Source organism: Rathayibacter sp. VKM Ac-2879 (genome assembly GCF_015351245.1).
Lineage (GTDB): Bacteria > Actinomycetota > Actinomycetes > Actinomycetales > Microbacteriaceae > Rathayibacter.
Genome location: NZ_JADKSO010000001.1, coordinates 513,742 through 526,142, shown reverse-complemented (window position 1 = coordinate 526,142; position 12,401 = coordinate 513,742). Strand labels below are relative to the sequence as shown.

Sequence of the window (12,401 nt, the reverse complement as noted above, 5' to 3'; positions counted from 1 at the left end):
GCGGGTGACGGAGGAGGTCTGCGGGAGCTTGGAGCGGCGACGACGCTCGTCCTCGCCGAGGGACGCCGGGATCAGCGGCGCAGTGTCACTCTCGGCGGCGGCGACGCTCGATCGCGGCCTGCGCCGCGGCGGCGGTCGTCTCGGCCTCGCCCGAGGCCTTCTCGCCGCCGAGCACGCTCGAGAGCGACGAGAGCCAGCCGGCGTCGTCACGACGGCCGGTGAGGGCGTCGGAGAAGAGCGGCAGCTCGCTCCGCGTCGCGTGGATCGCGTAGGACTCACGGCTGTATCGGTTGTCGGGGACGACGGGAGCGCGCCCCTCGGCAGGCGCACTGCCCTCGTCAGAGGTACGTGCCGAGGCGGAGGGGGACGGGGCGCCGCGTGCTCCGCTCTGATCCGGCTGGCCAGCGAGGACGCCGTTCTGCTCGTTGCTGTCGTCGCCCACCGGGTCCTCCTCCGTTCGCCGCGCCGCCGCAGACGAGGTGGACGGGACGGACGCCGCGGCAGTGACACCGAGCGCCCAAAAAACCTACCCCCGAATCAGGGGGCATCGGTGTCGTTGGCGCGAGACGGCGCAAGGGGGCGCCACACGACGAGCTCGGTACGGCGCTGGGCACGCGTGCCGTGGCGGAGTGTCACCACATCGCCCTCGAGGCCCGCGGCGAAGACGCGCCGACCGGGTCGGTTGAGCAGCTCGTCGGCGAGCGCCCCCTCCAGCTCGCGAACGCGCCGCGAGAGGGCCTGGACCTGATTCTCGAGCTGGAGGATGCGACCGATGCCCTCGAGGGACACCCCCTCGGATGAGAGCCGCGCGACCTCGCGGAGCTGCACAACGTCGCGCATCGAGTAGCGGCGCGACTTACCTGCCGTGCGCGTGGGGCTTACGAGCCCCAGGCGGTCGTACTGCCGGAGGGTCTGCGGATGCATGCCCGCGAGCTCGGCCGCGACCGCGATCGCGAAGACCGGCGTGTTCTCGTCCACGTCCCCTCCTCTGCGGTCGACCGAGCCGATCCGCGCTCGCTAGTAGCGGGCCTTCTCCAGGATGTCTTCGCGCGGGTTCTCGGCGGGCTGGGCCGCCGCGAAGGCCTCGAGGGCATCGCGAGCGGCTCCCGAGAGATGAGAGGGGACCGCGACCTGGAGGACGGCGAGCAGGTCGCCCGTGCCCTTCGCGGTCGTGACGCCTCGGCCCTTCACGCGGAGCACCCGTCCGCTCGGCGTGCCGGGAGCGACGCGGAGCTTGACGGGCTCGCCGCTCAGGGTCGGCACCTCGATCGTCGCACCGAAGACCGCCTCGACGAAGGTCACGGGGACGGTGACGCGCAGAGCGAGACCGTCACGCTCGAAGACGGGGTGCTTGCGCACCGACACCGTGAGGACGAGATCGCCCGGCTCACCACCATCGGGGCTCGGTCGCCCCTTGCCGCGCACGCGGATCTTCTGGTCGTCGGCGACTCCGGCGGGGATGCGCACCGACAGAGTGCGTCCCTCTCCCGTCTGGAGTTGGACCGTGTCACCGACCGTCGCGGTACGGAAGTCGATGGAGGTGCTGGCCGTGACGTCCGCGCCGCGCTGAGGCCCGCCGAAGCCGCGGAATCCGCCGCTGGCCTGGCCGAAGCGGCCGCCGCCTCCTGCGCCGAACATGCCCCCGAGGATGTCCTCGAAGCCGGCGGGCGGCCCCTGCTGGGTGCTGTACGAGGCACGGCCACCGCCTCCCTGCCCGAAGACGTTGCCGAACACATCGTCGAAGCCGCCGGGCTGGCCGCCCGCGGTGAAGCGGGCCCCCGAGCCCATCGCGCGGATCTGGTCGTACTCTTTGCGCTGGTCCGGGTCGGACAGGACCGTGTAGGCCTCGCTGATCTCCTTGAACCGCGCCTCCGACTTCGCGTCGCCGGGGTTCGAGTCGGGGTGGAACTGGCGCGCGAGCTTGCGGTAGGTCTTCTTGAGGTCCGCCGCGGAGACGTCCTTGGACACGCCGAGGACCTTGTAGAAGTCCTTGTCGAACCAATCCTGGCTGGCCATGTGCCTCTTCCTATGTCGAATGCGGCGGACGGGCCCGCCCCACCCGGGCAGGGGGTGAGGCGGGGCACTCCGCAGTGCTGTCGTGCTGTCGTGCTGTCGTGCTGTCGTGCTGGACGGTCAGTCGGCCGGGACCGCGACGACCACCTTGGCGGCGCGCAAGAGCGAGCCTCCGAGGTAGTAGCCCGACTCGACGACGTCGGCGACCGTGGATGTCTCGACCCCCGGTGTCGGCTGCTGGAAGATCGCCTCGTGGATGTTCGGGTCGAAGAGGTCCCCGACCGCGCCCGTCTTCACGAGACCGAGCTTCTCCACTCCGCCGCGCAGCTTCTGCGCGATAGCCGTCACGGGGCCACCCTCGGGCAGATCGCCGTGCTTCTCGGCGCGGTCGAGATCGTCGAGAACCGGGAGGATCACCTTCACGGCATCGCCGATCGCGCGCTCCTTCTCGAGCTGGCGGTTCGACTCGGTGCGCTTGCGGTAGTTCGCGTACTCGGCGGTGACCCGCTGGAGGTCGGCGAGGTGCTCGGCCGCGAGCGTCTCGGCGTCGGACTGGCCCGAAAGGAACGAGAGGTCGGCGTCCGAGAGGGTGGTCTCGACGTCGGGGCCCTCGGCCTCGATCAGACCTTCGGAGTCCTGAGCGGCCTCGGCCGCCTCGGAGGCGGCATCGACGGGCTCCTCCTCGGGAGCACCCTCGCCGTGGGGCTGGTTGTGCTTCCCCATGGCTACTTCTTGTCCTTCGGCTCGTCCTCGTCGATGACCTCGGCGTCGACGATGTCCTCGTCGTCCTTCTTCTCACCGTCGGCGGGAGCGTCCTGCGGGGCGCTCTGAGCGGCCTGGTCCTGCGAGTAGATGGCCTGGCCGATCTTGGTCTGCGAGGCGTTCAGCGCGTCGAATGCGGTCTTGACGGCCGCGTCGTCGGCGCCGGCGAGCGCGGTCTTCAGCGCATCGACGTCGCCCTGGACCTCGGTCTTGACGTCGTCCGGCAGCTTGTCCTCGTTGTCCTTGATGAGCTTGTCGACCGAGTAGGCGAGGGTCTCGGCGTTGTTGCGGACCTCGGCGGCCTCGCGGCGAGCCTTGTCCTCGGCGGCGTGCTCCTCGGCCTCGCGCACCATGCGGTCGATGTCGTCCTTCGGCAGCGAGGAGCCGCCGGTGATCGTCATCGATTGCTCCTTGCCGGTGCCCTTGTCCTTGGCCGAGACGTGCACGATGCCGTTGGCGTCGATGTCGAAGGTCACCTCGACCTGCGGGATGCCTCGCGGCGCGGGCGCGATGCCCGTGAGCTCGAAGGTTCCGAGGTTCTTGTTGTCGCGGGTGAACTCGCGCTCGCCCTGGAACACCTGGATCGCGACGGACGGCTGGTTGTCGTCGGCCGTCGTGAAGGTCTCGGAGCGCTTGGTCGGGATCGCGGTGTTGCGCTCGATGAGCTTGGTCATGATCCCTCCCTTGGTCTCGATGCCGAGCGAGAGCGGGGTCACGTCGATCAGGAGGACGTCCTTGCGCTCGCCCTTGAGGACACCGGCCTGAAGCGCAGCGCCGACGGCCACGACCTCGTCCGGGTTGACACCCTTGTTCGGCTCCTTGCCACCCGTGAGCTTCTTGACGAGCTCGGCCACGGCCGGCATGCGGGTCGAGCCGCCGACGAGGACCACGTGCGCGATGTCGTCGACGCTCACCCCGGCCTCGGCGATGACGTCGGTGAAGGGCTTGCGCGTGCGCTCGATCAGATCGCTCGTCAGCTCCTCGAACTTGGCGCGAGTGAGCGTCTCGTCGAGGTTCGCAGGGCCGTTCTCGGTGAGCGAGAGGTAAGGCAGCTGGATGCTGGTCGAGGTGCTCGACGAGAGCTCCTTCTTGGCCTGCTCCGCCGCCTCCTTGAGGCGCTGGCGTGCAATCTTGTCCTTCGAGACGTCGACACCCGTCGAGTCCTTGAAACGCTTGACCAGGTAGTCGACGACGCGCTGGTCCCAGTCGTCGCCGCCGAGGCGGTTGTCGCCCGAGGTCGCGCGGACCTGGATGGTCGAGAAGTCGTCGTCCTTGCCCACCTCGAGGAGGGAGACGTCGAAGGTTCCACCACCGAGGTCGAAGACCAGGATGAGCTCGTCTTCCTTGCCCTTGTCGAGGCCGTAGGCGAGCGCCGCCGCCGTGGGCTCGTTGATGATGCGCAGCACGTTGAGGCCGGCGATCTCGCCCGCGTCCTTCGTGGCTTGACGCTCGGCGTCGTTGAAGTAGGCGGGGACGGTGATGACCGCGTCGGTCACCTTGTCACCGAGGTACTGCTCGGCGTCGCGCTTGAGCTTGCCCAGGATGCGCGCCGAGATCTCCTGAGGCGTGTACTTCTTGTCCTCGACGCCGAAGGTCCAGTCGGTGCCCATGTGGCGCTTGACCGAGGCGATGGTGCGATCGACGTTGGTGACGGCCTGGCGCTTCGCGGTCTCGCCGACGAGCACCTCGCCATCCTTGGTGAACGCGACGACGGAGGGGGTGGTGCGGAAGCCCTCGGCATTGGCGATGACGGTGGGCTCGCCACCCTCGAGGACGGCCACGACCGAGTTGGTGGTTCCCAGATCGATGCCTACGGCACGGGACATATGCGTGTTTCTCCTTCGCGAACGGCCTCGTGGCCGGACCTATGACTGTGGAACGGAATCCTCTGCGGGAGTTGAGCCCCGCACGCTCAAGTTTACGCATCGGGCGACCGCCGTCAAGTCGAGACGGCAGAACTTGAGTCTTCTCGGCTCAACTCTCAGTCTCGTGCGGTCCCCACTTCCGACCGTTCACCTCCTCGCCCTACGGTGAGCCCATGACGACGCGCACCTCCCGCTGGCCCGTCCTCGCCTGGGGTCTCTGGGACTGGGGCGGCTCGGCGTTCAACGCCGTCGTGACCACCTTCGTCTTCACCGTCTACCTCACCACCGACGGACTGTTCGGCACGCCCAGTGGAGTCTCCGCCGCGCTCGGCTGGTCGCTCGCCGTCGCCGGTCTCGTCGTCGCGTTCATCGCCCCGATCACCGGGCGGCGCGCGGATCTGGGCGGCCGGAGGCGCTTCTGGCTCGGCGTGCACACCGCCGTCGTCGTGCTGTGCATCCTGCTGATGTTCTTCGTCCGCCCCGACCCGGCGTTCCTCTGGCTCGGCCTCGGGCTGCTGGCCGTCGGCACCGTGTTCTTCGAGTTCGCGAGCGTCAACTACAACGCGATGCTCGCGCAAGTCTCGACCCGCGCGACCATCGGCCGCGTCTCCGGCTTCGGCTGGGGCATGGGGTACGTCGGCGGAATCGTGCTGCTGCTGATCGTCTACCTCGGCTTCATCCAGCCGGAGGTGGGGCTCTTCGGCGTCACGGGCGCCGACGGGCTCGACGTGCGGGTGTCGATCCTGCTCGCAGGGGTCTGGTTCGCGGTGTTCGCCCTGCCGGTCCTGTTCGCCGTGCCCGAGATGCCTGCGCGAGCCGGGCGCGAGACGCGGACCGGCCTGATCGCCTCCTATCGCGCCCTGTTCGCCCACATCGCAGGGCTCTGGCGCGAGAGCCGCACCACCGTGCTGTTCCTCCTGGCGAGCGCCGTCTTCCGCGATGGGCTGGTCGGGATCTTCACCTTCGGCGGCGTCTTGGCCCAGGGCACCTTCGGATTCAGCGCGGGCCAGGTCATCCTCTTCGCGATCGCGGCGAACGTCGTCGCGGGAGCCGCCACCATTGCGGTCGGCGCCCTCGACGACCGCATCGGACCGAAGGCCGTGATCGTCTCCTCCCTGATCGGACTGGTGCTCTGCGGCACCGCGGTCTTCGCCCTGCACGACGGCGGCACGACCGTCTTCTAGATCTTCGGCCTGCTGCTGTGCCTCTTCGTCGGGCCGGCGCAGTCCGCGAGCCGCAGCTACCTCGCCCGGCTCATCCCGGAGGGACGGGAGGGCGAGATCTTCGGGCTCTACGCCACCACGGGGCGGGCCGCCTCCTTCCTCGCGCCTGCCGCCTTCGCGACGGCCGTCTCGATCGCCGCCGCCGTCTCGGGAGGCAGCGACGCGAACGTGCAGTACTGGGGCATTCTCGGCCTGCTCCTCGTCCTCGCCGTCGGGCTCGTGCTGCTTCTGCCGGTGCCTCGTCCGCCGAGCACCCGTCCTTCTGTGCCAGCCGAGACGCCGGAGCCACCGCTCCCTTAGAGTGACCAAGCGGCGGCAAGCAGCATGGCCGGTCGGCGACACCGATCCGAGACGGAGGACCCTCATGGCGCGACGCCCGCCCGCAGGAGGCCCCCCGCCCCGAGGACCGGAGCGGCACACCTCCGTTTCCGAGTCGGCCGTCGATGCCCCCGTCACCAGCCCCGCCTCGTCGTGGCCGACGGCCGATGCGAGCGGAGGCATGCCAGCCACACCGCGGCCGTCCGACGAGCACCCCGCCTCGATCCGCGTCAGAAAGAAGCGCTCGAGCTCGCGTAGCGCACGGGCGAAGAAGCTTGCGAAGCGCCTCGGCTATACGGCCCTCGTCGTCGCCCTGCTCGCGAGCCTCGCTCTCGTCGTCGTGCTGATCGTCGCCCCGCACCACCTCTTCTAGGCGCGCACAGGGGCCTCCTTGCCGCTCAGCTCGCGAGCCAGAAGGCGATCAGCAGCAGCGTCACCAAGAAACCCGTCACGAAGTTGAGCACGAGAAAACGCCGCCAGCCGGCGTTCGCGCGCTCCGCCTCCGCGTCGCCGAGTGAGCGGTACGGCCAGATGCTCGCCGCGTAGGGCAGGGCGAGCACCGCAGCGAGAGTCCCCGGCCACGGCAACAGGAGGAGGAGCACTCCGCTCGCGAGGTAGGCGCAGATCGCGAATCGCGTCGTCGCCGTCGCGCCGATGACCGTGGCGATCGAGCCGATGCCTCCGGCCCGATCGGCCAGAATGTCCTGCACCGCACCGAAGGCGTGGCTCGCGATGCCCCAGAGGAAGAAGGACACGAGCAGCGCGACGAGGCCGGGGGTGAGAGTCGTGCCGGCGAGGGCGATGCCGTAGACGGCGGGGCTGACGAAGTGTGTCGCCGAGGTCAGCGAGTCGACGAACGGGCGCTCCTTGAAGCGCAGGCCCGGCGCGCTGTAGGCGATCACGGCGAAGACGCTGATCGCGAGGACGAGCCACGAGACGGGCGAGCCCAGCAGCACGAGCGCGGCGAGGAACGGCACGTTCGTGACGACCGCCGCGAGCAGGGTGGCACGGTGCTCGCTCCGGTCGAGGACCGCTCCCTCGACGCCTCCCTTGCGCGGGTTGCGGAGGTCGGACTCGTAGTCGAAGACGTCGTTGATCCCGTACATCGCGAGGTTGTAGGGAATGAGAAAGTAGAGCGTGCCGAGCACGAAGGCGAGGTCGACCTCGCGCGTGGTCAGCAGGTAGGCGGCCGCGAACGGATACGCCGTGTTCACCCAGCTCAGCGGCCGGCTCGAGACGAACAGCGCGCGCAGCCGGCTCACGGCTCGCTCCGTCGCGCGGGCAGGAGGCTCCACAGCGCCGGGAGGGCCAGAGCGGCGGCCACCGCGTAGGCGAAGTCCTCGATCGGCGCGACGCCGATCCGAATGCCCGAGATGAGCGTGTCGTCGTAGGCGACGAGCAGGCCGACACCGATCATCACGTTGTCGAAGATCGCGGTCATCACGAGCAGCACGGCGAGTGTGCCGAACAGGGCGGAGGCCAGCAGGGTGCGACGGCGGAGCGCAACCAGGAGGAGCACGAGGACCACCGCGAGGAACGCGGCGTTGAGCAGCGCATAGGTCATCGGCGCGCCTCCCTCCGCGCGCCGGAGCGCCGAGACGAGCGCGTCGCGAGGAAGCCGTGCACGTCCATCGTCAGGTAGCACAGCAGCGTGAGGAAGAAGACCTCCTCGATCGGGAGCTCGGGGGCGAGCTGCAGGCCGGTCATATAGGAGGTCTCGCCGCGGAAGAAGACGCCGAGGCCGATACCGACGAGGTCCCAGAGGAGGAAGAAGGCGACCCCCACCGGCAGCACGATCGCCGCGCGCCGTGCGTCCGCCCAGAAGAAGAGGCCGAAGCGACGGTCGAGCACCACCATCCCCGTGATCGAGACGAGGAGCGCGAGCAGGTAGAGGACTCCCACCGGCTACTCCCCCACCGGCGCGCCGACCTGCGGGGCGACGGGAGGCGTGGGCACTCCGCGCACCGGCAACGGCTCGGTCGACACGTCGCCGCGCACACGCTTGAGCATCACCTCGGCGCTGATCACGCACATCGGCAACCCGATCCCCGGGATGGTCGAGCTCCCGGCGAAGAGCAGCCCGCCGACCGTCGCGCTGACGTTGCCGGCGCGGAAGAAGGCGCTCTGGGAGAGCACGTGCGACGGGCCGAGCATCGAGCCGCGCCAGGCGCCGAGGTCGCTCTCGAAATCGGCCGGGCCGATGGTGCGGCGCACCACGATCCGCTCGGCGAGGTCGGAGGCACCCGTCCAGCTCGCGATCTGCTCGATGGCGGAATCAGCGATCGCCTCCACGCGCGCGTCGCCCGCGCCATCCACCCCTCCGCGTCCGATCGAGGTGTCGGCCGGGATCGGCACGAGCACGAACAGGTTCTCGTACCCTTCGGGAGCCACGCTCGAGTCGGTGGCGCTCGGCCGGCAGACATAGATCGACGCGGGATCGGGCACGCTCGGGTTCTCGCCGAAGATCCGGCCGAAGTTGTCCCGCCAGTCCCGCGTGAAGAGGAGCGTGTGGTGCTGGAGCTGCGGCAGTTCGCCTCGCACCCCCAGCAAGACGAGGACCGCGCTCGGGCCGGGCTCGCGCGACTCCCAGTACTCGGGCGGGTAACTGCGCAGCTCCTTCGGTAGTAGCGACTGCTCGGTCGTGAAGAGATCGGAGGCGTTGACCACGAGTTCCGCGGGGAGACGCTCGAGGCCGTCCGCCCCGGCGAACTCGACTCCGACGACCTCGGCGCCTCGACGGCTGCCGCGGGGGGCGCGCGCGGTGAGGATGCGTGTGGCGGGCGAGGAGGTGCGGAGGCGCACCCCCGCCTCCTTGGCGACGTCGGCGACGGCCTCGATCAGGGTCGTGAAGCCGCCCCTCGGATACAGCACGCCATCGGCCAGGTCGAGGTGGCTCATCAGGTGGTACATGCTCGGCGCGGTGAAGGGCGACGAGCCCAAGAACACGGCGGGGTAGCCGAGGATCTGACGGAGCCGGTTCTCGCTCACCGCGGTCGCGGCGAACGTGTCGAGCGGCGTGAGGAGCAGCTTCCCCAGCTTTCCCGTGCGGCGGAGTACATCGCGGCGCATCAACGGGAGGAAGGACGCGAAGCTCGAATAGAGGAAGCGGCGCTTGGCCACCTCGTAGGTGTCGCGCGCCGAGTCGAGGTAGCGCCGCATCCGCTCGCCCGACCCGGGCTCGACCCTCTCGAACAGCGCGAGGTTCGCCTCGAGGTCGGCGCGCACGTCGAGGGGCTCGTCGATGCCCTCGCTGTAGACGCGGTAACCGGGGTCGAGCTTCACGAGGTCCAGGCGCTCGTCGGCGCTCGTGCCCATGAGACGGAAGAAGTGATCGAAGACCTCGGGCATCAGGTACCAGGAGGGGCCGGTGTCGAATCGGAACCCGTCCTTCTCCCACGAGCCGGCGCGGCCTCCGAGAGCGTCGCGGGCCTCGAGCAGAGTGACGTCCCAGCCATCGCGGGCGAGGAGCGCCGCGGAGGCGAGACCGCCGATCCCGCCTCCGATCACGACCGCTCGGTGCGGCCCGTTCGCCGATCGGGCGGCCCTCGCCGGGCCGGGGCCCAGGCGCGGCCCGAGCGTCGAGACGGCGGCCTTCGCGGCGAGCGCTGCCTTCGTCGCCGTGGGCACGCTCACGCGGGCACGGAGGAGCCGCTCGGCCGGGGTCGCGCGGATCCGCTCGGCGAGCGCGGCGAACAGCGAGTGGGCCAGCAGCACGGCACGGCGACTCGATCGGGGCAGTTCGGCGACGATCGCACCTGCGGCCTCGAGGTCGTCGTCGAGGTCGGCCAGCAGCGCTGCCTTGTCGCGCTCCGAGAAGGCGCGCGGATCGACTCCCGGGAAGTAGCTGCGGCCGAGCCCGTCGACGTCGGCGGCGAGGTCGCGGAGGAAATTGACCTTCTGGAACGCCGCCCCCAGACGGCGAGCGCCCGCGACGAGGCGCGCGCGGGACGAGCCCGAGACGAGCCCGGCGTCGTCGGCCGCGAGGAACACCCGGAGGCACATCAGCCCGACCACCTCGGCCGAGCCGTAGACGTAGGCCTCGAACGACTCGGGCGTGTGCACTGTCTCGCGCAGATCAGCGCGCATGGAGGCGAAGAACGGCCGGGTCAGCTCGGCGTCGATGCCCGTCGCCCTGGCGGTTTTCGCGAAAGCGTGGATCACGAGATTGGAGCTGTAACCGGTGGCGAGGGCCCGCTCGGTCTCCGCCTCGAAGGCGTCGAGTGCCTCCTCGACCGCCTCGCGGTCGAGCCGCGCCTCCTCGGCGACCCCGTCGACGATCTCATCGGCGACGCGGACCAGGGCGTAGACGTCCTCGACGCGCTCCCGGACTCCGGCGGCCAGCAGCCGGGTCGCCAACCCGAAGGAGGTGGAGTAGCGCCGGATCACCCGCGCGGACGACTCATGGGCGACACGGTCGTACAGCTCGCTCTGCCGGCTCATCGTGCCACCGTACGGGCGCGCGCCCCAGCGAACGACATCGGGGCGCCCCTCCGCGCGTGGCGGGCGATGCTCATCGCGTGCGCCCGACGACGCTCGCGACGAGCGGGCGTGCTTCGGTGCGGAACGCCTCCGTCACCGCGGGAGTCTCGAGAGCGGCCCAGGCGCGGTCGGCGAAGTCGTTCGCGAGCTGCTCGGCGAAGCGACGGGCGCCGCACTCCTCGAGCACGCGACGCACCCGCTCGGCGGTCTCGGCGGCGAGGTGCTCGTCGCCGATCAGAGCCTCGATCTCGGGCCAGCACTCGGTCTGGGCGGCGTGTGCGATGAGCACGGTGCGCTTGCCCTCGCGCAGGTCGCCGAGGGTGGACTTGCCGGTCTGCCCCTCCGCGCCGAAGACGCCGAGGAGGTCGTCGACGATCTGATAGGCGATGCCGATGCAGCGCCCGAATTCGCCGAGCGCCGCGACCGCCGCATCGTCGGCGCCCGCGAGGATCGCCCCCGCCTGCAACGGCGCCTCGAACGAGTAGACCGCGGTCTTCAGCCGCTCCATCTCCAGCACCTCCTCGACCGAGGGCATGCCGGGCATGAGCGAGAAGTCGACGTCGGCGAGCTCGCCCGCCGCGGAGGCGAACACCGCTTCGTCGAGCAGCGTCAACAGCCGGGCGCGCACGCCGTCGGAGGCGCCGACGCCCTCGACGAGGCGGTGCGCGCCGGTGAGCGCGAGATCGCCGGCGATCACCGCGACCGAGGTGCCCCGGTGCTCGGCGATGGGGATCGAGAGCCCCGCGGTCGTGGCCTCGTCGCGGTAGCTGCCCGAGACGTTCGGGCTGCCGCGGCGGACGAAGTCGCGGTCGATCACGTCGTCGTGCACGATGAGCGCGGTGTGGAGGAGCTCGAACGCCGCGCCCAGATGCGCCGCCGCCTCCGCATCGTGACCGCCGTGCGCGTCGTACGCCGACATCACCATGAGGGGACGAAAGCGCTTGCCGCCTCGCGTGTTCGCCTCGAGGGTGCGCCACAGCGTGTGGTATCGCTCGCCATATCGACCGGCCCGGGACCGCGCCAGCGAGAAGAAGCGGTCGAGGACGGCATCGACGTGCTCCTGCCTCAGCCGGGACAGAACCACGGAGTCGCGCGTATCCACGGGGGAAGGCTAACAAAGGGGACTTCTCGAACGATAAGCCGGCTGATGTGTTGCGGCATGCTTGACTTGAGGGTATGACTCCGGGAGGAACGGCCGTGCGCATCGATGAGATCGAACAGGTCGTGCTGCTCGACGAGACCGGTGACGCCATCGGAGTAGCCGACAAGGCGACGGTCCACGACGGCGCGACCGCGCTGCACCTCGCCTTCTCCTGCCACGTGTTCGCTCCCGACGGAGCACTGCTCGTCACCCGACGCGCGCTCGCGAAGCGCACCTGGCCGGGAGTGTGGACGAATTCGTTCTGCGGCCACCCCTCCCCCGGCGAGAGGATCGAGGACGCGGTGACGCGCCGCGCCGACCGCGAGCTCGGGGCGCGGCTCGAGTCGCTGGAGCTGGCGCTCCCCGACTTCCGCTACCGCGCGGTCGATGCCTCCGGGGTCGTCGAGAACGAGATCTGCCCGGTCTACACCGCGACGCTCTCGAGCCGGGAGGCGCTCGACCCGCGCGCGGACGAGGTCATGGACTATGAGTGGGTCGACCCCGAGGCGACGCTCGCGGCGGTGCGCGCGACGCCGTGGGCGTTCTCGCCGTGGCTGGTGCTGCAGCTGCCGCGCCTCCTCGGCTGAGGCTCACCGCCGC

Annotated in this window: 12 protein-coding genes and 1 pseudogene; 3 read left to right on the top strand and 10 right to left on the bottom strand. The window is 70.2% G+C overall.

Features of this window, described 5'->3' with window-relative positions; all coding sequences use genetic code 11:
• Positions 1–85: 85 nt before the first annotated feature.
• The 5 genes from ITJ45_RS02535 to dnaK all read right to left on the bottom strand — a co-directional run bounded on the left by ITJ45_RS02535 (position 86) and on the right by dnaK (position 4,601).
• Positions 86–442 carry a hypothetical protein gene (locus ITJ45_RS02535; RefSeq protein WP_194607258.1) on the bottom strand — a complete coding sequence of 119 codons (357 nt, stop codon included), beginning with the start codon at positions 440–442 and terminating at the stop codon, positions 86–88.
• 95 nt (positions 443–537) lie between these two features.
• The gene (locus tag ITJ45_RS02530; RefSeq protein WP_194607257.1) at positions 538–978 is read right to left on the bottom strand and encodes a heat shock protein transcriptional repressor HspR; all 441 of its coding nucleotides are present in this window, start codon (positions 976–978) and stop codon (positions 538–540) included.
• A gap of 39 nt (positions 979–1,017) precedes the next feature.
• On the bottom strand, positions 1,018–2,016 hold the full coding sequence (locus tag ITJ45_RS02525; RefSeq protein WP_194607256.1) for a DnaJ C-terminal domain-containing protein: 999 nt from the start codon (positions 2,014–2,016) through the stop codon (positions 1,018–1,020).
• Positions 2,017–2,133: 117 nt separating this feature from the next.
• Complete coding sequence (locus tag ITJ45_RS02520; RefSeq protein WP_194607255.1) at positions 2,134–2,736, bottom strand: nucleotide exchange factor GrpE; 603 nt, start codon at positions 2,734–2,736, stop codon at positions 2,134–2,136.
• A gap of 2 nt (positions 2,737–2,738) precedes the next feature.
• The gene (gene dnaK / locus ITJ45_RS02515; protein WP_194607254.1) at positions 2,739–4,601 is read right to left on the bottom strand and encodes a molecular chaperone DnaK; all 1,863 of its coding nucleotides are present in this window, start codon (positions 4,599–4,601) and stop codon (positions 2,739–2,741) included.
• Between the two features lie 212 nt (positions 4,602–4,813).
• Here dnaK and ITJ45_RS02510 point away from each other — a divergent pair.
• Both ITJ45_RS02510 and ITJ45_RS13945 read left to right on the top strand, forming a co-directional pair.
• Positions 4,814–6,163, top strand: a pseudogene (locus ITJ45_RS02510) (MFS transporter).
• A gap of 64 nt (positions 6,164–6,227) precedes the next feature.
• Entirely contained in the window at positions 6,228–6,554 is a 327-nt protein-coding gene (locus ITJ45_RS13945; protein WP_228493411.1) for a hypothetical protein, read from the top strand.
• A 25-nt stretch (positions 6,555–6,579) separates the two neighbouring features.
• Here the strand turns inward: ITJ45_RS13945 and ITJ45_RS02500 are convergent, their stop codons facing one another.
• The 5 genes from ITJ45_RS02500 to ITJ45_RS02480 form a co-directional block, all read right to left on the bottom strand.
• Positions 6,580–7,443 (bottom strand): prenyltransferase, encoded by an 864-nt coding sequence (locus ITJ45_RS02500; RefSeq protein WP_194607252.1) that lies wholly within the window; start codon positions 7,441–7,443, stop codon positions 6,580–6,582.
• Positions 7,440–7,745, bottom strand: a complete 306-nt coding sequence (locus ITJ45_RS02495) for a lycopene cyclase domain-containing protein (protein WP_194607251.1) — start codon at positions 7,743–7,745, stop codon at positions 7,440–7,442. The genes ITJ45_RS02500 and ITJ45_RS02495 overlap by 4 nt, the downstream gene beginning before the upstream one ends.
• Positions 7,742–8,083, bottom strand: a complete 342-nt coding sequence (locus tag ITJ45_RS02490) for a lycopene cyclase domain-containing protein (RefSeq protein WP_194607250.1) — start codon at positions 8,081–8,083, stop codon at positions 7,742–7,744. Before ITJ45_RS02490 ends, ITJ45_RS02495 begins: the two co-directional genes overlap by 4 nt.
• 3 nt (positions 8,084–8,086) lie before the next feature.
• A complete protein-coding gene (gene crtI / locus ITJ45_RS02485) occupies positions 8,087–10,621 on the bottom strand; it encodes a phytoene desaturase family protein (protein WP_194607249.1) in 2,535 nt (844 codons plus the stop codon).
• Between the two features lie 70 nt (positions 10,622–10,691).
• The gene (locus ITJ45_RS02480) at positions 10,692–11,762 is read right to left on the bottom strand and encodes a polyprenyl synthetase family protein (RefSeq protein ID WP_323742824.1); all 1,071 of its coding nucleotides are present in this window, start codon (positions 11,760–11,762) and stop codon (positions 10,692–10,694) included.
• 101 nt (positions 11,763–11,863) lie between these two features.
• On the opposite strand from ITJ45_RS02480, the gene idi reads away from it, so the two are divergent.
• On the top strand, positions 11,864–12,388 hold the full coding sequence (idi, locus tag ITJ45_RS02475) for an isopentenyl-diphosphate Delta-isomerase (protein ID WP_323742866.1): 525 nt from the start codon (positions 11,864–11,866) through the stop codon (positions 12,386–12,388).
• Positions 12,389–12,401 lie beyond the last annotated feature (13 nt).